The 22,088-nt window shown below is 45.5% G+C and carries 21 protein-coding genes; 11 read left to right on the top strand and 10 right to left on the bottom strand.

Annotated elements, in window-relative coordinates; translation table 11 throughout:
- Positions 1–17 precede the first annotated feature (17 nt).
- Positions 18–1,148, bottom strand: coding sequence for an S-(hydroxymethyl)glutathione dehydrogenase/class III alcohol dehydrogenase (locus MED92_RS02585; RefSeq protein WP_007019917.1), 1,131 nt, complete (start codon positions 1,146–1,148; stop codon positions 18–20).
- A gap of 135 nt (positions 1,149–1,283) precedes the next feature.
- On the opposite strand from MED92_RS02585, the gene MED92_RS02580 reads away from it, so the two are divergent.
- On the top strand, positions 1,284–2,168 hold the full coding sequence (locus MED92_RS02580) for a LysR substrate-binding domain-containing protein (protein WP_040661460.1): 885 nt from the start codon (positions 1,284–1,286) through the stop codon (positions 2,166–2,168).
- Positions 2,169–2,188: 20 nt separating this feature from the next.
- Here the strand turns inward: MED92_RS02580 and MED92_RS02575 are convergent, their stop codons facing one another.
- A complete protein-coding gene (locus tag MED92_RS02575; RefSeq protein WP_083774886.1) occupies positions 2,189–4,207 on the bottom strand; it encodes a GAF domain-containing hybrid sensor histidine kinase/response regulator in 2,019 nt (672 codons plus the stop codon).
- Between the two features lie 189 nt (positions 4,208–4,396).
- Between MED92_RS02575 and MED92_RS02570 the strand changes: the two genes are divergently transcribed.
- The 4 genes from MED92_RS02570 to MED92_RS02555 all read left to right on the top strand — a co-directional run bounded on the left by MED92_RS02570 (position 4,397) and on the right by MED92_RS02555 (position 6,982).
- Entirely contained in the window at positions 4,397–5,365 is a 969-nt protein-coding gene (locus MED92_RS02570) for a sensor domain-containing diguanylate cyclase (RefSeq protein ID WP_007019914.1), read from the top strand.
- 120 nt (positions 5,366–5,485) lie between these two features.
- A complete protein-coding gene (locus MED92_RS02565; RefSeq protein WP_007019913.1) occupies positions 5,486–5,677 on the top strand; it encodes a (2Fe-2S)-binding protein in 192 nt (63 codons plus the stop codon).
- An 88-nt stretch (positions 5,678–5,765) separates the two neighbouring features.
- A complete protein-coding gene (locus MED92_RS02560) occupies positions 5,766–6,572 on the top strand; it encodes a substrate-binding periplasmic protein (protein ID WP_162010845.1) in 807 nt (268 codons plus the stop codon).
- 68 nt (positions 6,573–6,640) lie between these two features.
- The gene (locus tag MED92_RS02555; RefSeq protein ID WP_007019911.1) at positions 6,641–6,982 is read left to right on the top strand and encodes a hypothetical protein; all 342 of its coding nucleotides are present in this window, start codon (positions 6,641–6,643) and stop codon (positions 6,980–6,982) included.
- An 87-nt stretch (positions 6,983–7,069) separates the two neighbouring features.
- On the opposite strand, the gene MED92_RS02550 is transcribed toward MED92_RS02555, so the two are convergent.
- Positions 7,070–8,005: a LysR family transcriptional regulator gene (locus tag MED92_RS02550; RefSeq protein ID WP_007019910.1), complete on the bottom strand. Its 936-nt coding sequence runs from the start codon at positions 8,003–8,005 to the stop codon at positions 7,070–7,072.
- A gap of 175 nt (positions 8,006–8,180) precedes the next feature.
- Here MED92_RS02550 and MED92_RS02545 point away from each other — a divergent pair, with 175 nt between their 5' ends.
- A complete protein-coding gene (locus MED92_RS02545; RefSeq protein WP_007019909.1) occupies positions 8,181–9,776 on the top strand; it encodes an isocitrate lyase in 1,596 nt (531 codons plus the stop codon).
- A gap of 193 nt (positions 9,777–9,969) precedes the next feature.
- Complete coding sequence (locus tag MED92_RS02540) at positions 9,970–10,530, top strand: hypothetical protein (RefSeq protein WP_007019908.1); 561 nt, start codon at positions 9,970–9,972, stop codon at positions 10,528–10,530.
- Between the two features lie 49 nt (positions 10,531–10,579).
- On the opposite strand, the gene MED92_RS02535 is transcribed toward MED92_RS02540, so the two are convergent.
- Entirely contained in the window at positions 10,580–10,810 is a 231-nt protein-coding gene (locus MED92_RS02535; protein ID WP_007019907.1) for a hypothetical protein, read from the bottom strand.
- A 554-nt stretch (positions 10,811–11,364) separates the two neighbouring features.
- Between MED92_RS02535 and MED92_RS02530 the strand changes: the two genes are divergently transcribed.
- From MED92_RS02530 to MED92_RS02520, 3 genes are all read left to right on the top strand, one after another.
- Positions 11,365–12,588 carry an MFS transporter gene (locus MED92_RS02530; RefSeq protein ID WP_007019906.1) on the top strand — a complete coding sequence of 408 codons (1,224 nt, stop codon included), beginning with the start codon at positions 11,365–11,367 and terminating at the stop codon, positions 12,586–12,588.
- Positions 12,589–12,705: 117 nt separating this feature from the next.
- A complete protein-coding gene (locus MED92_RS18365; RefSeq protein WP_007019905.1) occupies positions 12,706–14,688 on the top strand; it encodes a methyl-accepting chemotaxis protein in 1,983 nt (660 codons plus the stop codon).
- A gap of 191 nt (positions 14,689–14,879) precedes the next feature.
- Complete coding sequence (locus tag MED92_RS02520) at positions 14,880–15,539, top strand: hypothetical protein (RefSeq protein WP_007019904.1); 660 nt, start codon at positions 14,880–14,882, stop codon at positions 15,537–15,539.
- 7 nt (positions 15,540–15,546) lie between these two features.
- Here the strand turns inward: MED92_RS02520 and MED92_RS02515 are convergent, their stop codons facing one another.
- On the bottom strand, positions 15,547–15,957 hold the full coding sequence (locus MED92_RS02515) for an acyl-CoA thioesterase (protein WP_007019903.1): 411 nt from the start codon (positions 15,955–15,957) through the stop codon (positions 15,547–15,549).
- Positions 15,958–16,095: 138 nt separating this feature from the next.
- Positions 16,096–16,698: a hypothetical protein gene (locus tag MED92_RS02510; protein ID WP_007019902.1), complete on the bottom strand. Its 603-nt coding sequence runs from the start codon at positions 16,696–16,698 to the stop codon at positions 16,096–16,098.
- 232 nt (positions 16,699–16,930) lie between these two features.
- Here MED92_RS02510 and MED92_RS02505 point away from each other — a divergent pair, with 232 nt between their 5' ends.
- Positions 16,931–17,401 carry a BamJ family beta-barrel-assembly machinery protein gene (locus MED92_RS02505; protein WP_007019901.1) on the top strand — a complete coding sequence of 157 codons (471 nt, stop codon included), beginning with the start codon at positions 16,931–16,933 and terminating at the stop codon, positions 17,399–17,401.
- A 230-nt stretch (positions 17,402–17,631) separates the two neighbouring features.
- On the opposite strand, the gene MED92_RS02500 is transcribed toward MED92_RS02505, so the two are convergent.
- The 4 genes from MED92_RS02500 to MED92_RS02485 all read right to left on the bottom strand — a co-directional run bounded on the left by MED92_RS02500 (position 17,632) and on the right by MED92_RS02485 (position 21,681).
- Positions 17,632–18,837, bottom strand: a complete 1,206-nt coding sequence (locus MED92_RS02500) for an OprD family outer membrane porin (RefSeq protein WP_007019900.1) — start codon at positions 18,835–18,837, stop codon at positions 17,632–17,634.
- A 145-nt stretch (positions 18,838–18,982) separates the two neighbouring features.
- Positions 18,983–19,786: an ABC transporter ATP-binding protein gene (locus MED92_RS02495; protein WP_007019899.1), complete on the bottom strand. Its 804-nt coding sequence runs from the start codon at positions 19,784–19,786 to the stop codon at positions 18,983–18,985.
- Complete coding sequence (locus tag MED92_RS02490) at positions 19,783–20,691, bottom strand: ABC transporter permease (protein WP_007019898.1); 909 nt, start codon at positions 20,689–20,691, stop codon at positions 19,783–19,785. Before MED92_RS02490 ends, MED92_RS02495 begins: the two co-directional genes overlap by 4 nt.
- Positions 20,692–20,712: 21 nt before the next feature.
- Positions 20,713–21,681, bottom strand: a complete 969-nt coding sequence (locus MED92_RS02485) for an ABC transporter substrate-binding protein (RefSeq protein WP_007019897.1) — start codon at positions 21,679–21,681, stop codon at positions 20,713–20,715.
- Between the last annotated feature and the right edge of the window lie 407 nt (positions 21,682–22,088).

Genomic DNA, 22,088 nt, shown 5'->3' with positions numbered 1-22,088 from the left:
CTTGTGACTTAAGATGCTTAGCGATCATAATGAATGACGCTACGAATACTCTTACCTTCATGCATAAGATCAAACGCTTCATTGATCTTATCAAGCCCCATCGTATGCGTAATAAAATCGTTGAGTTTGAACTCTCCCGCCATATAACGTTCGACAATCTCTGGCAGCTCTGAGCGCCCTTTTACGCCGCCAAATGCCGTTCCACGCCATACACGGCCCGTTACCAGTTGGAAAGGACGCGTCGAGATCTCCTGACCTGCCCCCGCTACACCAATAATCACCGACTCACCCCAGCCTTTATGGCAGCACTCCAATGCAGAACGCATCACATCTACATTGCCGATACATTCAAACGAGTAATCCACTCCACCATCAGTCATCTCGACAATGACTTCCTGAATTGGCTTATCAAACTCCTTAGGGTTGATACAGTCTGTTGCACCCAGCTGCTTAGCTAGCTCGAACTTTGAATCATTAATATCGATCGCCAGAATTCGGCTGGCTTTGGCCATGGTCGCGCCAATCACTGCCGAGAGGCCAATCCCCCCCAGACCGAAGATAGCAACCGTAGCGCCCTCTTCAACCTTGGCGGTATTCATAACAGCCCCCATACCGGTCGTTACACCACAACCTAATAGGCAGACCTCTTCAAGTGGAGCCTCTTTGTTCACTCTCGCCAAGGAGATTTCTGGAAGTACGGTATATTCAGAAAATGTTGAGCAACCCATGTAGTGGTAGATAGGCTCACCATCTTTATAGAATCGAGTAGTGCCATCTGGCATCAAGCCTTTGCCCTGGGTCTCTCGGATTTTCTGACATAGGTTTGTCTTACCTGACTTACAGAATTTACACTCGCCACACTCAGGTGTGTACAGAGGAATAACATGATCGCCTACCTGCAGGCTGGTAACACCTTCACCAACCGCTTCAACAATACCGCCCCCTTCATGGCCTAAAATAGCCGGGAAGATCCCCTCAGGGTCTTCACCTGACAAGGTGAAGGCGTCAGTATGGCAGACACCTGTTGCAACGATTCTGACCAGAACCTCACCTGCCTGTGGCGGCATCACATCCACTTCTTCAATCGATAGAGGCTGATTTGGCCCCCAGGCAATCGCTGCTCTTGATTTGATCATCTGCTCACTCATATCCATCTCCGCACTATGCCCACTGTATAAAGGTATTTCAGAAGGCTGTTGTAATAATTAATGCATTACATTGTAGTTAATTACCCCACAGTGATAATCTTCAATTAATCAAATTACTTTTTCTGTGTGGTAACAATGTTTAACTGGGAAGGCGTGTCTGAGTTCATGGCGGTCGCGGAAACAAGTAGCTTTACATCTGCTGCCAAACTACTGGGGATCTCAACAGCACAAGTGAGCCGCCAAATAAGTGAACTTGAAGACCGGCTAGCGGTTAAGCTGTTCTATCGGACCACCCGTAAAGTGACGATTACTGAAGCAGGCCAGGTCTATTACCATCACTGCAAACCGCTTATTGAAGGCCTTGAAGAAGCAGAAAGAGCTATTACCCAGCACCAAACTGTTCCTAAGGGGAAACTCCGGATGACCGCCCCTACCACATTCGGTGAAAGTAAGATTGCGCCCTTGGTGAGCGAGTTCATTGCTAAATATCCTGCTCTCGAAGTTGAAATACACTTCACCAATCAGAAGGTCGATCTGGTAAAAGAGGGTTATGATCTGGCAATTCGTCTGGGTAAGCTGGAGGACTCAAGTATGATGGCCAAACGCCTGGCATCACGAAAACTTCAGGTCTGTGGCTCTCCTGATTACCTGGCCAAGCATGGAACTCCGCACCTAATTCAGGAGCTGGATAAACATAATTGTTTACTGGGAACATTAGAGTTTTGGCGCTTTCAGGAATCAGGGCAAGAAAGGAATATCCGCGTCAAAGGTAATATTCGCTTTAATAGCGGGCTTGCGCTAACAGATGCTGCTCTCAAGGGCCTTGGCCTTGTACAACTGCCGGATTACTACATTCAGCAGCACTTCAAAACAGGATGTCTCATACCTGTACTAAATACGTTTCAGCCTGAAGATGAAGGGATCTGGGCACTCTATCCTAATAACCGTTTTCTTTCCCCTAAGGTCCGAATGCTCATCGAATATCTGGCCGAGAATGTGCTTGAGCTTTTGAACAGTTAATGCATGTCCAATTAAAGCATTCAAGCGTCCGGTATATTCAACGAATCTTCAAACGCATCGAAACAGCTATCTAATTGACCAATGATCTTCCTGACTGGTAATTCATTGCCCAAATCAGCATTGCTCTCAATAAATTGCGCCAGAGCACCCAACTGCTCTCCACCCAACATCCGTGCAGAACCCTTGATGGAATGAGCGATGGAACGAACAGTTTCGACATCATTCTCAATCAACGCCTGACTGAGACGGTTTATCTCTTGGGGAGTGGTATCCAGGAACGTTCTGAACATCACCTTTAAGTGGTTGGTACTAAGTTTTAGCCCTTTAACCGTACGCTTATTCAGGACCGGATAACTATCCAGGCTGGTAAAAATGTCTTCACTAGCACTTGGGCTCTCTTTGGCTTGTACAGGGCTAAGATATTTACTGAGTACTTCTTTAATTTTTTCCCGTTCTAAAGGTTTCGCTGTAAAGCCATCCATACCGACTTCATAACATTGTTCGATATCTGTATCCATCGCATTAGCTGACATTGCGATAATAGGAATACCAGGGTTATGAACTAAAGAGTTGGGGCTTCGAATACCTTTAGTCGCCTCAAAGCCACTCATAACAGGCATGTGGCAATCCATAAATACCAAGTCATAGTAATTATCACGCAGCTTAGTCATACCTACAGCACCGTTCTCTGCAAGCTCAACTTCCAGGCCTAATTTCTCTAACACCCCTTTTGCAACAATCTGGTTTACGCGATTGTCTTCTACAACCAAAACCTTTCCGGCAAAATTGTCGGGTGTTTCTGTAAGTTCTTCCACGGCCGGTTCTTCGCGAACCACCTGTAACGGCAGGGTAAACCAGAAAGTCGACCCTTTACCTGGTTCGCTCTTAACCCCTATGTCGCCATCCATAAGCGCTAATAGTTGTTTACAGATGCTTAAACCCAAACCACTCCCACCAAACTCCCGGGTTATGGTTTCATTCGCTTGCTGGAAACGTTTAAACAATTGCGATTGCTGTTTTTCAGAAAGACCTAAGCCTGTATCAGAAACGGAGAATTTAAGCGTCGCCTGGTCATCCGTTTCGCTTACCACTTTAATTCGTAAAGCCGTCCAGCCTTTATCAGTGAACTTAATGGCATTACTCAATAGGTTATTAAGAATCTGCTTTAGCCGGTAATGATCGCCAATAAACCGATCCGATTTCAGTTGGATATCTGTTCGAAGCTCAAGTTTTTTTTCAGTGGCTAATGGAGAGAAACATTCGGTTAAATCATCAACCACTTCACCCAGATTAAACTCTGCTTTCTCGATGGTAAGCTTGCCTGCTTCAACTTTGGACAGGTCCAGCACATCGTTGATCACTCTTAACAGGGAATCTCCACTGCGTTTAATAGCCTGGGCATAGCGCAGCTGTTTATCATTCAAAGGCGTTTCTAAGAGAAGATCTATCAACCCCATGACCCCGTTCATCGGCGTTCGGATCTCATGACTGACATTAGAAACAAAGATCGATTTGTACTGATTCGCACTTTCTAATTGTTTAATCTTTTTGCGCAGTTCTAGTCTGGAGATCACCTCATTTCGCAATACAACAAGCGCGTTACGTTGCCAATCCGTTAAGGTTTTAGGTTCATTACTGATTGTGCAGATTGTGCCTAAAGCCAAACCTGAGGGGGTAATCAGCGGAGCCCCCGCATAAAAACGAATATTGGGTGAGCCCGTAACCAGTGGATTATCAGCAAACCGGGCATCTTTTAAGGTGTCTTCAACTTCAAAAACATCTTCCTGCAAGATAGCATGGGAACAGAAGGCAATATCGCGCGACGTTTCAGTAGCATCAAGCCCAACGCGGGATTTGAACCATTGTCGCTCAGGATCTATCAAACTAATTAAAGCGATCGGGGTATCGCATATCTCAGACGCCAACTGAGTTAGATCATCAAATTCCTTCTCATCAGCGGAATCCAAAATGTCGTAACTATAGAGCTCTTCTAAACGCTGTTCTTCATTGCCCGGTAATTGAGCCGAAATCATATTCATCCCTTGAGAGCTTCACTGAACTGACAATAATCATTGAATAAACCGTATATGAGAAACAGTAGTTGAGCCAGTAGTGAATGCCAATTCTACTTTTAGATTTTCAAATGAACTCTTCTACTTGATCTCACTCAAACTACAATCATACTTATAAAAAATGGATAGGGATGTTCGTCATAAAGTGGACAGCCTATGCTCGATTCCCAAACTTGTATTTCACGTAAAAAACCAAACTCCCTGGATCTGGACAAATGGCAGCGTACTGTTGATCTGATGGCTGAACTTTACCATTCAGCTTGCGGAACCATAGTGCAGTTCAGACAAGGTGAATTTAATGCCGTGCGTGCGAGCCTCAATGAAGATAATTTTCTTCAACAGGATTCCAGTTGGCCCTGGGAGATGAAAAGCTTTTGCCGAAAAATTATTGAAACCGGCAAAGGCTTATATGTGAATGATCCTGCTAATGATGCGCAATGGTCCGATGCAGACCCGGTATGCAAAGGTCCAGTAAGGTCTTATCTTGGCCTGCCAATCTACTGGCCCGATGGAAACCTATTCGGCACCATCTGTGTCATCGACACAAAGAAAACCGATTATGACGAACCCTTCCTTAAGCTTCTTGAACAGTTTCGTGATCTAATAAACGCCGACCTTAAAATGGTTTATCAATATGAAGAGCTGAAAAGCCTTGCTTTAACTGACGAACTGACAGGAATCAACAATCGGAGAGGTTTCAATCACTTGGCGGAGCAACGGCTAAAAGACGCCCATCGTTTTGAAAAATTGATCGGTATCGTTTTTATAGATATCGACAATATGAAAATCACCAATGATGAACATGGCCACAAAGCCGGTGATACCTGCCTGACTACAGTTTCAGATCTTTTGTCAATGACGAGCCGTGATAGTGACATTATTGCCAGAGTCGGAGGAGATGAGTTCTTAGTGATGCTTTTGGTAGAAGATGAAAGTGATATAGAAAATTTTTGTTCAAGGCTATCAGAGAAATTCGATCAAACTGCGAGAAACAAAACCTTTCTGGAGAAAACCTCGCTGAGTTTTGGCCATGTGATAGCTCATCCAAAACAGAACATTTCTCTTGTCTCGCTTATAGAACAAGCCGATAAGAATATGTACACGCACAAACGCGCTAAAGAGTAGACCTGATCATTATCCTAAAGCCATATCAATTTTTTTCATCCTCAAATGAGTACCTTTCGTTACCCTACTGAAGCACTCCTCAGTAACATACCCCTTCAACTGAGGAAGGCTAGAACACAAATGAATCTGGAAAGAAAAGCACAAGATCCACTATTAGTCTGTACCTGCAATGATCTTTATATCGAAGATATCCGCGAAGCGATCGAATTTGGTGAGGATGAGTATCGTGAAATATTTGCAGTATTAGAAGTTCAACCCCGTTGCGGAGAATGTGTTTGCCATGTAAATCAGTTAGTTAGCGAATTAAGCTAAGAGTAATTTAAGTTTCATATCATATTGTGAAATTCCTAAAACTACGCTGTACTTACTAATAAATCACACACATTCAATGAATCAGACGATGCCCATACGAGTAACCTGGTTATTCATATTACTAAGTCTCATGCCTATAAAGGCCTGGGCAGACTCGTCTGCGATAAAAAAACCTGCCCCAATACGCTTTGCTACACTTGAAGACTTTAAACCCTTTGCCTGGTGCGATAATGGCGTACCTAAAGGGATCGATGTAGAAATCGTCACTCTGGTTATGGACCGTATTGACCATCCATATGTGATTGAATGCATTCCCTGGAAACGCGCCCTCTCCTCTATCAAATCAGGAAAAGTAGACGCCCTCTTTTCTGCTTATAAGACCAGCGAGCGTGAAGCGTTTGCCATCTACATGAATTCACCCACACACTTAAGCATCTTCAGTGTTTTTGTGCCGAAAGGGAAAGCGTTCAGCTTCAATCGCCTTGAAGACCTTTATGGAAAAACAGTAGGCATTACCGGTGGCTATAGCGTTAACCCTGAATTTGATAAAGCACGGTTAGCAGGTCGATTCAAAGTTCAGGAGCTTTCAAGTGCCGACAGTGGTCTAAAAATGCTCGCGCGTGGTCGCCTTGATGCTTACGTTAATGGAAAGCATGTAGGTTTATTTACCGCACGTAATCTGGGGATCACCGATATGATCGAACCCCTTGATCGTCCACTGCATGAGCCCAAACCAGCCTACCTTCTATTTTCAAAAGCCTCCAACCTCCGGAATAAAGATCAGCTCATCAGCGAAATGAACCAGGCCCTGGATCTGCTCTGGAAAAGCGGTGAAGTTGATCAGTTAACCGAACGGTTTATTCTGACAACTGAGCCTGTCGCTGAAACCCCTTAAGATCTATTTTCACTATCTTTAATCCAATACAATTAGAAGTTCCCTATTTCCAGAAGAGGTATTAGACAATGAGTGAAAACTCGAATGAAACTGAAGTAAAGACAGTTCAGTCTAACCCTACGCTGGAATCAGAGGTAAATAGCGCACGTATTAATGCCCTCGAGCTTAAAGTCGAGACCCTCTCTTTAATCACTGAATCCATGTGGAATATTGTCAAAGACCACAGCCTTGAAGATAGTTTCGATCTAAAATCAGAGATGGCCAAGGTAATTGGTCAGCGCGAAGAGCGCAGTGCTGAAAAGGTTACATGCGTTCATTGCGGTTCAGAGGAACTGCTAATTTCAGGTATCTGCTCACAGTGCTCCGAACCACTTAAAGGCAGTGATGGAATTTCTGTTTTTGATTATTAGACACGAAAAGCAGCAAAAACCAGACAGAAGCAGCGGACTTCTGCCGATTTTAGCTGAACCTAACTGAATCAGGCTGAATTCATCGCCTTAACTCAAAGAAGCGACTTCCCCTATCACCCTTCGGATCCATTGATGTGCTGCGTTGTGTTGCAGCAATGGGCTCCAGGCCATCTTCAGTTCAAACTCGGGAATATCGAACGGGGGCTTTTTCATGACTAGGCGCGGATTGTCTGCCTGAATCGCGGCGGCTTTGGTTGGAATCGTTGCCACCAGGCCTTTTTGTGATGCAAGCATCCCCGCAGACTGATAGTGGCGGGTAAACACGGAGATGTGACGTTTTTCACCGATCTTCTCCAGAGCCCCATCGACCCAGCCCAGGCGCTTAGTATCACTTGGCGTGATACCCATACCTGCTCCCATGCCGGTTTTACTGACCCAAACATGGTTAGCTTCGAGGTAAGTTTCCAGGTTGAAGTTATTGGAGATAGGGTTATCTACGGCGAATAAACAGGAGAATGAGTCTTTCCACAGGGTTTTCTGGTGGAAAGACTGTGGCATATCGTCAAACCGATTGATGACCAAATCCACCAACCCCTGCTCTACCTCGACAAAACTCATATCACTCGGCGTGAGGATATCCAGCACCACATCCGGCGCTTCTTTACGTAGACGGCTTAATAAGCGTGGTAAAAGCGTCGCTTCACCATAATCACTGGTCATAATGCGGAAAACTCGATCACTGGATTGCGCATCAAATTCGCTAGAGGGTTCGATGACCTGCTCAACTGAGGCAAGGATCTGACGAAGCAAAGGCTGGAGCGCCTGAGCACGTTCCGTCGGCACCATACCATCACTGGTTCTTACTAAAAGAGGGTCGCCAAAGGTTTCACGCAACCGCCGCAAACCATTACTCATTGCTGGTTGTGTAATACCAAGCAGACTGGCGGATCTAGTCACATTTCGCTCTCGCAGCAATACGTCAAGGTATACCAATAAGTTTAAGTCGATCTTATCGAGGTTCATAGCAAAGCCGCATAGATACTGGGGATACAGAATAATAACACATAACTATTCATATAATGAATAGCGCAAATAAGGGGCATTTATTTCAATTATGGTTTTTCTGTCACTAGAATCGATTGCGAAACTTTTAAACAGCACACCAATATTGCTGATAAAGAAATGGAAGGAATGGACCATGTCTACACTGAATAAAGACATCGATAGCATCGCATCACTGAAAGCAAACGCTGGCAGCCCATGGGATGCAATCAACCCAGAATCTGCAGCTCGCATGCGTGCTCAGAACAAATTCAAAACTGGCCTGGATATCGCTAAGTACACAGCGGCTATCATGCGTCGCGACATGGCTGAGTTCGACAAAGACAAAACTAAGTACACTCAGTCTCTGGGCTGCTGGCACGGTTTTGTTGGTCAGCAGAAGCTGATCTCTATCAAGAAGCACTTCGGCTCTACTGAACGTCGTTACCTGTACCTGTCTGGTTGGATGGTTGCAGCTCTGCGTTCTGACTTCGGTCCTCTTCCTGACCAGTCTATGCACGAGAAAACGTCTGTAGCTTCTCTGGTAAACGAACTGTACACATTCCTGCGTCAGGCTGACGCTCGTGAACTGGGTGGCCTGTTCCGTGAACTGGACAAAGCACGTGAAGCTGGCGATGCAGCTAAAGAAGCTGAAATCCAGGATCAGATCGATAACCACGAAACTCACGTAGTACCAATCGTTGCAGACATCGACGCTGGTTTCGGTAACGCTGAAGCGACTTACCTGATGGCTAAGCAGATGATCGAAGCAGGTGCTTGCTGCCTACAGATCGAAAACCAGGTTGCTGACGAGAAGCAGTGTGGTCACCAGGACGGTAAAGTAACTGTTCCTCACGCTGACTTCCACGCGAAACTGCGCGCTCTGCGTTACGCTTTCCTTGAGCTGGGTGTTGATGACGGTGTTATCGTTGCACGTACTGACTCTGAAGGTGCTGGCCTGACTAAAGAGATCGCTGTAGTTAAAGAGCCAGGCGACCAGGGTGATGTATACAACTCCTACCTGGACGTTGAAGAAGTTGCTCCAGAAGATACTGCTGAAGGCGATGTGCTGATCAGCCGTAACGGCAAACTGGTTCGTCCTAAGCGTCTGCCATCTGGTCTGTATCAGTTCCGTCAGGGAACTGGCCACGAGCGTTGCGTATTTGACTGTATCGAAGCTATCAATGCCGGTGCTGACCTGCTGTGGATCGAAACTGCAGTTCCAACAGTACACGAAATCAAAGGCATGATGGACGATGTACGTAAAGTACACCCAGATGCGAAACTGGTTTACAACAACTCTCCATCATTCAACTGGACGCTGAACTTCCGTCAGCAGACTTACGATGCATGGTTGGCTGAAGGTAAAGACGTTTCTGCTTACGACCGTAACAACCTGATGTCTGCTGAATACGACGGTTCTGAACTGTCTGATGCAGCTGATGCACGTGTACGTACATTCCAGGCTGATACTGCTCGCGAAGCGAACGTATTCCACCACCTGATCACTCTGCCTACTTACCACACAACTGCTCTGTCTGTTGATAACCTGGCTAAAGAGTACTTCGGTGAGAAAGCTATGCTGGGTTATGTTGAAGGCGTACAGCGTAAAGAGATCCGTCAGGGCATCGCATGTGTTAAGCACCAGAACATGTCTGGTTCTGACATCGGCGACGACCACAAAGAATACTTTGCTGGTGAAAACGCTCTGAAAGCTGCTGGTGCGAAGAACACTTCTAACCAGTTCAGCTAAGCAATACTAGCTAAGGGAAGTGCCCTGCTTAGCTAGGGCCTACCCTGCGATAAAAAGGCGGCCCCTTAATAAGGTGTCGCCTTTTTTATACCCGGATCTTATGATCTGATGCAGAGTAACAAAGGATTCATCGTTTGTTTTACGTTAGAATCCACTCCTGCTTTCAACTGCAAACTGATTAAGTGATTTGACTATGACTACACCTACTTTTCTTCAAGACGCTAAAGATCTGTTATCTGAACAAGGATTTGCTACGAGCAATACCTGGTATCACGGCACTTCATCAGCGCTGGTCGACTCAATCAAAGCGCAGGGCCTAAAACGTTCAGGCGATAAAGCATTAAATGCTGCTGCCAAGAAAACCATGGCGACTATTGGTAACAACTATACAGAGACCACTGAACCTGTATTCCTGACTCAAAGTAAAGCGCTGGCATATTACTGGGCAGAACAGACCGTTCGTAACCGCAGTGTTCGCATTGAAGGTGAAGAAACACCGGTTGTGATTCAGGTAACACTTTCTGACGAGCTAAATGGCAAAGTAAAAACAGATGTTGGCGCTGCTAGCCTATTGATGGTTGAAGAAGGTGAAGCTTACCTTGCCTACCTGGCAAGCGCTTATGAAGCCGCAAATCTGGAAGTTCCACAAATTGATCTGATGAAAGCGGATCGAATGGATTACCTGAACAAACTAGGTATGGCTTATTACGATGCTGATATTGATGCAGCATGCCTGGATGTCGTTGCAGAATAAAATTCCTGAATCTAGTGGCTAGCATACTAGCCACTAGATCACACTGAGTTCATTCACCGCTCTCAATTCCGCACTCTTTACGAAGCTTATCGATATATGCCTGCTGTGAACTAAGGTTCAAACTGTCTACCGTCATCTGCATCTTCTGCCTGACACTCTCCTCACTCAGCGCTTTAACTTGCCATAATAAAAACCCGCTCCCGCTAATACTGATAACAAAAAGAATCGATATGGCGATCACCGCATCCAGATTGAGTGTTATTTTCGTTTTAAAATTCATAGTTAACCTATAAAAAATGCTCCGCTTCACTCCATATGCACTGTACAGGTTATTTTGAATAGATTCATTTGCTATATGAAGAAATCTTTTAATAATAAAAATTCTTGTAAATTAGCAAGTTAACGCTAAATTTTCTCAGTCTAAAAAAAGTATCTGCTGGTCTAAAGCTATATATTTCAATCCCTGCAGAGCATTTATTACTTAATAATTTTTGTAGTGAAATTACAGAATTAAAACCTTAGATATCGGCGTAAAATCCAGAGCCTGTTAATCGTCCAAAAGTCGCTTTGACGCGACGCCGAAATGTAAGCATTATTCACCGCGTATCAGAAACGGCGACTCAACAGCCCTTCTGATCAGAAGATCGTCTGCACGGTTTTCACATAAATACGTTGAGCTAAGGGATCAGGGTTGTTCATCGATCAACCCTATTAGCGAACATGGGTGCGTTTGTGCCCATGTTTGTTAAACCGATTAAATCCCTTCACTGCCATCTCAGATATCGTTATCATCTTAAGCTTACTTCTTGCCCCGCTTACCGAGCAGTTTTATCTATGAAATTTAGAAACCTTCACTACGCCTGGATTATCGTGTTTTCAGGTGCATTGACCCTTTTCTGCTGCATGGGTCTGGCGAGGTTTGCGCTCGGTATGTTGCTGCCATCCATGGGTGCAACCTTATCGCTCAACTACACCGAGATGGGTTTTATCAGTACCGGAAACTTTGTTGGTTACTTAAGCGCTGTTTTTGTCTGCGGATCGCTGATTACTCAATTTGGAGAAAAGAAAACCATCATCTCAGGCCTCGTGATGATAGCCCTCAGCATGTTGGTTGTTAGCCAAAGCGATTCGCTCTGGCTAATTATTGGCATGTATTTCGTCACTGGATTTGGCAGTGGAGCGGCTAACATCACAGCAATGACACTGGTGGCTCATTGGTTTAGTAAACGCTACCGTGGTCAAGCAGCCGGGTACATGATCATTGGGAATGGTATGGGTATTGTTGCCAGTGGTATTTTAATCCCCTGGCTAAACAACCACTGGGGGGATGAAGGCTGGCGTTTGGGCTGGATGTCATTCGCGATCATTATTGCAGTGATTACTGGATTAACAGCAATGATTATCAGGAATAATCCTGAAGAGTTATCACTGAAAGCGTTTGGCGAAGAAAGTTCTGGTCCTGAAGAAGCCTCTAAAAATCAATCATCACAGCCATTAAGCAGAACCCAGTTGATTAGCCATGTGGGTGCGATCTACTTTATGTTCGGCTTTACCTATGTGATCTACACCACCTTTATCGTTACCTCACTGGTTGAAGAGTATCATTTCACTGAGGCCAAGGCCGGAAACCTCTGGATGTTAATCGGTATTATTAGTGTATTCTCGGGCGCTCTTTTTGGCTGGGTTTCAGATAAGTTCGGCAGGAAAAACGGTCTCATCTCTGTATACCTGATGCAAACCTGTTCTTATCTTCTTGCTGCAAGCAACACAGGAGAAATTTCCTTATATCTCTCAATGTTACTGTTTGCCCTCACCGCGTTTAGTATTCCGGCAATCATTGCCGCAACCGTCAGTGACATGCTTCCCCCAGCAGAGGCGGGTAAAGTATTTGGCTATGTGACTATCTTCTTTGGAATTGGCCAGATTTTCGGCCCCACTATTGCTGGTTTCATAGCGGAAGTAACCGGAGGCTTTCAAACCAGTTACCTTCTGGCAGCCAGCTTTACATTCGCCGGCATATTGCTCTCTTTTAGTTTGCCTAAAGCAGCTAAAGCCTAATAATTAGCGGGTTACTGAATCTACATTTACAACAACTTAATTAACATGTTAACGTCTTTTCTATAAAACTATAAAAAACAATAACAATACTTTCGACAGATAAACGGGTAATTATCAATGAACATATCTATAGGTGCGCGTGTAGGTGCCGGTTTTATCACCATGCTGATAATCCTGGTCGCTTGTGGTGCCGCGGGCATATACGGCGTAAAGAAAGTCTCAGAATCACTGCTTTTTGTCTCTGGCGATGCCAGAGCAACCTCAGATGGTGGTAAGCAAATCTCTAGTAGCCTTCAAGCTGAGATGCTGATTACCGAACGGATTCTTTCAAATGACATCAGTAAGCGCGATGGACGAAAACTGATGCGTGAGCATAAAAAAGCTTCAAAAAATGCTTTAAAAGCGATGCAGGAAGCAGGACTCATTGACGAGAAACTAATTAAAAAGACAGACAGCGCCATACGTCGTTACCGCGGTGCCAGCCTTTCAATTCTCTCCAGCTATTCAGAGTTACAAGGCCAGCAAGATGAACTCCGTCAGATCATCAATAGCATCCTCAGTGACACTACCGCGACCCAGGACAAACTCCAGGATCTTATCAGCCAGAATATCTATGACGTTACCTATGTGTCACGTCTTGAAGCGATAGAAGATCAATTGGACCAGATACGCCTCAATACAATTCTAACCAGCAGCTCACTAGGTAACATGTTTACCTCGTCTGATTTGAACAGCCAGCTCGAAAAAATAAAAACAGACCGTGATGCGCTTGCTGCTGTTATGGAGCAAACCTATCAGGCGATGTCGATGCCAGCCCTCTCTGAATCGGCAGACAGCATTAAACAGAGCTATACCCGACTTGACCAACGCGCGAGTCAGATGATTGTTGATTACATGACATTTCGTGATGAGCGCCAATCACTGAGTAGCATCATCAACCAGTTGCTTAAAACCCTCTCTGAAATGGAAGCTGAGAGTGCTTCACTGGTTGACTCTGAAGTGGCTAAAGTAGACGAACTGGTCACAACCTCCTCAACGATGATTGCGGTAGCAGCGGGTATCGGTGTATTAGTTGCTCTGATTGCGCTTGCTGTGATCATTTTCACCGTTGTATACCCAATTCGTCATGTTGCAAAGAACCTTGAGCTGATCGGACAAGGTGAAGGAGATCTGAATGTATCCCTTAAAGAAACAGGCGCTTCAGAACTCGTCACTCTGGCAAAAGGCTTCAACGGTTTTGTCGGCAAGATCCGCAACACCATTACCGGTGTCAGCGATTCTATTGCAGACCTGAGTGAATCTACGCAAAACCTTCGGCAGATCAGTTCTGCAGCCACCGTTGCAATCCAGCAACAAAGCGCCGAAACCGAACACGCTGCGGCCGCTGTCCACCAGATGACTGCCACAGCGAATACTGTTGCAGGCCATGCGCAAGAAGCAGCTAAAGCGGCGTCAGCTGCTGATTCTTCTGCTGCACAAGGTAATCAAGAAGTCAGCACAACGATTGATACCATTAATAAGCAGATGAGTGAGCTGGATACCGCGTCAACCGTTGTGGAGCAACTGGCCAATGACAGCGACAGTATTGGCAGCGTGTTAAACGTGATCAATGATATTGCAGAACAAACCAACCTACTCGCCCTGAATGCTGCCATCGAAGCTGCACGTGCTGGTGATGCTGGCCGAGGGTTTGCGGTGGTTGCCGATGAGGTACGCCAGCTTGCCAGCCGTACTCAAACCGCAACAACTGAAATTCAGGATGTGGTGACTAAACTCCACCAAGCGGCAGGAGAAGCGGTAAAAGCGATGCAAAACAGTCGCGAGGCCGGACAGCAAAGCGCGATTCAGGCTGAGCAATCAGGAAAATCCATTTCTGCAATTACCCTGGAATCCAATACTATCAGTGAAATGACATTACAGATTGCCAGTGCTGCTGAAGAACAAGCTTCAGTCGCTGAAACCATTAACCAGAATGTTGTGACTATTTCCGAACGGGCACAAGATACCTATTCTGCCTCGCAGGAAATTGAGAATGCGACACAGCAACTCACTCAGTTATCTCAACGCCTGAAATCCCTGGTTTCTGAATTTAAGCACTAACATCTCTCGGGCGGCAATCCAGTTGCCGCCCTTTGCCGCATCTACAAATAGTTGCCGTTTCAACGGCAATTAAACGCTAAATTCTATTCATACTGTATTAATTTTAACCAGCAACTTGTTGAATCAATTCTGCTTTATTTTTCTGGCATTGGGTTTGCTTTGTATTGATTACAAACTAACCGGAGCTGATCATGTATCCTTCAAAACCCATACAGAAGACCTTTAACCCACTGACTCAAATCTCTTTAGATGCGTCTATCCAGAAACATATCGACGTATTACAAGGTTCTGAGTCTTCTGTTGAAGCACTGGATAGTTTCTATCAGGAGATGCTGGACTATTTCTCACCAGCTGCCCAGAAGGATCGTTACCTGATCAAGTTACAACGCGAAATCGTGGCTATTTTTCGTAATCAGGGAGTCATGATTGCCGTGTTGTATGCCGATATGAAGATAGACTGCTACAACGCAGCCACAACACAAGCGATCAACTCACTGGGGGAAGCGCCTCTTACCGTCGGACGTATTGGCCATCTATTGCAGCAGCAACTAGGTAAACAGCTTTCAATTGAGTGTTTCTGCGGAGACAGGCCTTGCCATTTTGACCTACAAAAAGGCTACCTATACTCAAAAGCCGATATCGAAGCGGGTTTTGTCACTGATGACACAACACTGGAAGAGCATATGTGTGACTGGCTCAACTATTATCAGCAATGGATGCAGGATTATCTCTATTTTAACCTTGCCCAGATCTCTTCTGAGCAAGGATATCAGACTCGCGCCACTAAGATTAACGCGTTGGAAGACAGCACACCAACTCTAGCAATACCGGCAGTAAGTGACGGTAGTTAACGACTGATTAGCTAATAAATTCTCGTACTGCATCAGGCAAAGGAACTGACTTTTCAGTGCGATGATCAATCCAGACAACTTTGGCATAGCCTTCACTGACACGCTCTTCAGGAGAGTTCTCACTGTAGACTTCATAAATCGTCATAAAGCTGGAGCGTCCCGGATCTTTAACATAGCAATCGATCCGTACAGTATCGGGATAAACCACTGGCTTGAAGAAAGTACATCCCACGCTAACCACAACAGGCGCCAGACCATTTGGGTCCATCACCACGTTCATTTTTTCAATGAGCTGCACCCTGGCCTCTTCCAGATAACGCATATAAAGTGCGTTATTTACATGGCCATATGCATCCATATCACCCCAGCGTACCGGTAGCTTACAACTATAAACCAGCTTTCCTTTATCACTATTCATGATCAGATCTCAGATAAAAATAAGGGTATTACCTTACTCTCAGACATCACAGAAATGAATAACAATTTTATTCAGTAACGCGATTTGAGCTACTGAAACATTTAGAGCCAATCCAGTATATAACTACCTTCATGCACTCTATTCTGGTGAAAATCGTCCATTAACTGTGAGCGTAGCTAACTTATCGGTTTCAGGTTTTATCAACCAGCGTTTCATTCCCTCGATGCAATCTATGTCAGGGGTATTCTCAAGAAGCTCAGAACGGTTGATCCATGGATATGATTTGGCTGAAATCCAGTTAAGGAGAGTTTCTGACAGTGACGGTTCGATCACCAACATATCTTCAATACTGATTTTTAACTTCTCGGCCAGCGGCTCAGCGCTTTCGTCAAAAGACCATTGATATCGACCAAACCCTAACCGTACCGTTTTCTCTTGTTTATGCGTCATCACGACAAACCATCGACAATCCAGCTTTAGCCCGCACTGTTCAATTGAATCTTCAATACACAAGGTATATACATTGTCATAGGTCGCGCCAAAGTTTCGAGACAAAGTATCCGCTATAGGTTCAAGCCCATTAGTTAATGCTGGAAATGAAATACTGGAACTATTGACTTCCATCTCAAGGCTGGCTGATGCAGTAAACACAGCCGACATTTGATGAGGGCGATTGAAGTCCTTGGCATAAATGTACCTTTCAACAACCTTCATCGCCTCTTTTAACTTCGCTGCTTCCACCTTAGATCCTCCAAATCAACACGACTTTCTTTAATTATCACGTTTTAAGTTTGCTACGGATAACTACAAAAAATTATCTCAGGTGATAGATAAATCAGATCTAGAACTAATGTTTTTTCGGCCGAGGACAGTAAAACCAGTACCTGCAATGCAGAAAAGCCTCTCAGCTGGTCTTATTACTCCTTACTGATATAAACTTTCTTTTACAATCATCAAAGACCTTAGGAAAATTATGGATCTGTTATTTCCCTTAATCGTTCTGGCAATCATTGTTTTTATTATCAGGCAACGCAGAGCTTCACAGCAGCAGGCGCAAGTTAATCTAGAAAACGGCCGCGCATTTATGGAGAAGAATGCCGATGAAGAAGGAGTTGTTACAACAGATTCAGGCCTACAATATCGAGTACTAGAAGCTGGTAGCGGTTCCGATCACCCAACGGCAACCTCCAAAGTTAAAGTTCACTATCATGGTACTTTAATCGACGGTACAGTTTTCGATAGCTCTGTTGATCGTGGTGAACCCATTGAGTTTGGTTTAAATCAGGTCATCCCCGGTTGGACAGAAGGTTTGCAACTGATGGTCGTTGGAGAAAAAACGCGCTTTTTTATTCCGGCAGCACTCGCTTATGGGAATGGCTCAGCAGGAGTGATCACACCCGGATCCACGCTGATATTTGACGTCGAGCTTTTAGATTTCAGCTAAAAAATAGCGGAGGGAGAGCCTCCGCTTAAAAAACGCGGTTTCGACAGAGTTTAACCACGAGTAGAGATGTTTTGCCGAGAGGAAGAAGGAGCAAAACATCCAGGGTGAAACCTCATGTCAGCGGATTGATGAGAGCCAAAACCGCTTAACATAAGACCTCAAAACTGTTGAATATAGGGTACGGTTCAACAGGTGAAGGGGGACCTGAAGAACCGTCGGGGTTCTATTCCTTAGAACAGGTTCGTCTTGTAGTCGACGATAAAGCGAATATCATTGATGCGCGGTACTACAGCCGCATCACCATCCGCATGGGCAACGCGCAGTCTCATACTTAGGCCTTTCGCAGCGCCATCTTGTAATGTGTATTTAACATCAAAGTTTGTCTCACGACGCTGGCCATCATCTCCGCCGTTGTAATCGATATCCCAACTTTCTGTATGACGAGCCATCAAGTGTAGACCTGGAACTGACGGAACATCGTAGTCGATACGTGCCTGCAGGGATTGTTCATCCTTAGCATTGAAATCCAGTAACTGGACAGCACCCCAGGTAAAGAACTGGGTATTATCATCTCCACCCCATTTCTGATCATACGCGGCATTGCCACCAATGGTCTGGTAAGCAAGCGTGTACGCCAGATTGCCATGGGATAGTCTTGCAGTTAGGCCAGTCAGGTTACTTTCGTAATTATCGTTGCCATATAAGGCACCATCGCTTTCACCACGCATGTGCGCAAGATCAAGCGACAGATCGTAATCACCCAACTTGGTTGGATAGTTAAGGTTGAAGTAACTCTGTTTCTGATAGTCATCAGCAACTGCGTATTGCAAATGAGTGCTTAAACCATTTGAAAATTTGTAGGTACCGCCCAAAGAAACGATTTCATATTCTTCACCGTTTTTAGAGTACGCAACAAAGCCTTCTTCGTTGTTCATGGACGCTTCATCAGAGTAGATTGCGTACAAAGAACCATTTTCCAAAGCCAGGTTAGCATGAACACCCTGAGTACTTGGCGCTGAGATACGTGAAGTGAGATCGTTAAGCAATGGCGTCATCATCACCATGCGCCCTGCTTTGATATCCAGATTTTCAATAGGCTTAAATTTGATAAAAGCCTGTTCCAATGTCCCGTAGCCATCACCTTCCGGATTGAGAACATCAGAAGAGTTAACTGTTTTTCGGTCTGTCAGCTCCAACACTTGAACAGCACCCAGTCCAAAACCAATGGTGTCGTTCCACATTGGTGAATCAACATCTAAACGGATCGCCTGACCCGCTGCGATTGTATCGTTGATACCCTGATTAAAATCACGGTTCATGTAGAAGGTTTTAAGACCTAAATCTACTTTAAAACCATTGTCCCCTTCTGCCATCGCCTGAGTAGCAGGCAAAGCAGCTAATGCCATAACGGCAACACTCAACTTTTTGAGTTTCATGTTTGATTACCTATTTTGTTTTTATTGTTCCAGTTTATTTTTGGCTTTTGGCCAGATATCAGACAAACACCCTCTGTTGGCTGTGGCGCCAGGAGTGGGGTCCTGCAACCTGATGAAGGTGTCTATCTGAATTCGGTTTGCTGGTTTATGCACCCAGCAGCAACTTGTCGTCATCCAGCTCTTCACCGTCACCACGAGCTTTGGCGAACAGATTAAGTAGATCTTTAACGTCGTAGTTTTTGCGTTCTTCACCTTTAAGGTCGAACATCACTTTGCCCTCATGCATCATGATTGTTCGAGTACCGTGATCCAGAGCCTGGCGCATTGAATGGGTCACCATCATCACAGTGAGGTTTTTCTCCTCGACAATCTGATCAGTAATTTCCATCACCAATGCAGCTGTTTTCGGATCAAGTGCAGCTGTATGTTCATCAAGAAGCAGTATTTTGCTAGGCTGAAGTGCCGACATCAGCAGACTGATTGACTGACGCTGTCCACCCGATAAAAGGCCCATTTCAGCGTCTAAACGATTTTCTAACCCCAGATTCAGGCGTTTGAGCTGCTCACGGAAAAGCTCGCGCAGATCATCATTCAGCGCAGGTAGAAGACCACCCCGCTTTCCCCGACCATAGGCGAGCGCCATGTTTTCTTCGACGGTCATATTTCCGCAGGTGCCCGCTAACGGGTCTTGAAATACGCGCGCAACATCACGAGTACGCCCTGCCGCAGAAACCTTAGTGACATCCCATGCATCAAAGAGCAGCTTGCCACTACTGGATTTAATATCACCGGCGATTGTATTTAGCAGCGTCGATTTACCCGCACCATTGGAGCCGATGACAGTTACAAATTCCCCTGCAGGAATCTCAAGATCAACGCCGCGCAAAGCACGCTTCTCAGTTGCCAGCCCCGCATTGAAGGTCACTTTAATATCTTTACAGCTAATCATGCTTCCCCTCCTACAGCCGCAGCTTTACGAGCTTTCTGTTCTCTACGGATATGCGGCACAATCAGCGCCAAAGCCACCAACAAGGCAGTGATCAGGTTAAGATCAGATGTGGTGAAACCGATGAAGTCAGCATTCAATGCAACGGAAACAGCCAGGCGATATAGCAATGAACCAATAATGCAGCTGAAGATAATGACCAGCATTGAACGACTACCGAACAGGCTCTCACCCACGATAACTGCCGCCAGACCTACAACAATGGTTCCGATACCCATTGTGGAATCAGCAAAACCATTGGTTTGTGCAAATAAGGCACCTGCTAATGCGACTAAACCATTAGACAGTGCTAAGCCTGCATAGATCTTCTGCTTGATACGAATACCATTTGCCTGAGCCATTCGAGCGTTCGCACCTGTTGCACGCATTCCCATTCCGTATTGGGTGTTAAGGAAATAGGCGATTGCCATACCCACCAGCACAACGACTACCGCTACAAAAATAACTTTGAGGTACATGGAGGAGATCCCTAGTGCTTCAAAAGGTGAAAGCACGGTTGGCTCCATTATCAACGCCAGATTCGGCTTACCCATGATGCGCAGGTTGATCGTATACAACGCCGTCATGGTCAGGATACTGGCGAGCAGATGTAAAATATTAAAACGCAGATTCAGCCACGCAGTGACCATACCTGCTACAGCCCCACCAATAACTGCGCAGACTGTAGCGACATAAGGGTTAAGGCCTGCAATGATCAGAGCAGCCGCAATGGCCGCTCCCATGGTAAAACTGCCATCCACGGTCAGATCCGGAAAATCTAATACGCGGAAGGTCAGGTAAACACCAATCGCAACCAGACCAAAAATCAGTCCGATCTCAAGGGTGCCTAGGAATGAAAATAGAGACATAGGGATCTACCTCGGCCAGACTTATTCTACGATCTTGGTCGCGCGTGCCAGTACAGATGCAGGAATCTCTACGCCCATACGTGCAGCCATTTTCTTGTTGACGTGAAGTTCTGAACCATTAGCGACACGAACGGGAATATCACCCACCGCTTCACCTTTCAGAATACGTACAACGACCTCACCGGTCTGGCGACCGATATCTTCGTAATCAAAGCCAAGCGCAGCCATTGCTCCACGCTGTACGGCATTGGTTTCTGCTGCAAATACAGGCAATTGAGCATCAATTCCTACTTTTACCACTGACTCAAGCGCTGTCAGGATGGTGTTATCTGTAGGGCAATAGATCGCATCAACTTTGCCAATCAACTTTTGTGTAGCAATCATTACATCAGAGGATTTTGGAGACGGCGCTTCTACAATTTCCAGGCCCATTTTGAACGCTTCAATCTTGAGCAATTCAACCAGTGCAACCGCATTTGGCTCGCCTGGGTTGTAAGGTACGCCTACTTTTTCCAGATTTGGCAGAACTTCTTGCATCAGTTCCAAGTGCTGCTGTACCGGAGACATATCCGACAAACCTGTAACGTTCTTACCAGGTTTATCAAAATTGCTTACCAGTTTAGCGCTTAACGGGTCAGTAACCGCAGAAAATACCACCGGAATATCTTGTGTTGCGCTAACTGCGCTTTGCGCCGAGGGAGTAGAGATCGCAACGATAACATCAGGACTATCGCCCACCAGCTTGCGTGCAATCTGCGCGGCAATTGCTGGGTTACCCTGAGCACTTTCATAGGTAAATTTCAGATCATTATCGCTATAGCCGTTTTTAGCCAGTGTTTCTTTAAGGCCATCACGTACAGCGTCTAACGCGGGATGTTCAACAATCGCTGTGGCAGCGACATAAACAGGCTCAGCCTGGACAGTCATAGAAGCAGAAAGTGAAAAAGATGCAGCAGTAACTGCCGCTGCCAGATAGTTGCGTAGTTTCATTTTTGGGCACTCCAATTATTGTTATAAGAGTCCTGACGATCCGTGCATGAAAGTCAGGACTTTGTGTTGGCCACCAGGCCTGGGTTAAGCACGGCTCTCCTGTTAAAAGCCAGGGAACCTGCGAACAAACCTTGAACGACTCAGGCTTTCAGAGCGGTTCAAGATCAAGGCAACGATTACAGACATACTGGTTGTACGTCGAAGATCGTTAACGCAGAGATTGAATCGCTCTGTAAGCCCCTTTGGGTGGGCACTAAAACGGCTTCCTGCTTTGTCAGGCAGTTTGGAAAGGACTCGTCATTACACTGCACTGCCTTTCGCGCACTAAGCCGTTTTATTGTCCACTGAGAAAGTCCGAGACTTATTCTCAGGTTCCCTCGTTGTCGAACCTTTTGGGTTTCTTATCA

The organism is Neptuniibacter caesariensis (genome assembly GCF_000153345.1).
GTDB lineage: Bacteria > Pseudomonadota > Gammaproteobacteria > Pseudomonadales > Balneatricaceae > Neptuniibacter > Neptuniibacter caesariensis.
Note: the sequence above shows the minus strand (reverse complement) of the source record. Positions and strands in the feature narration are given on the sequence as shown.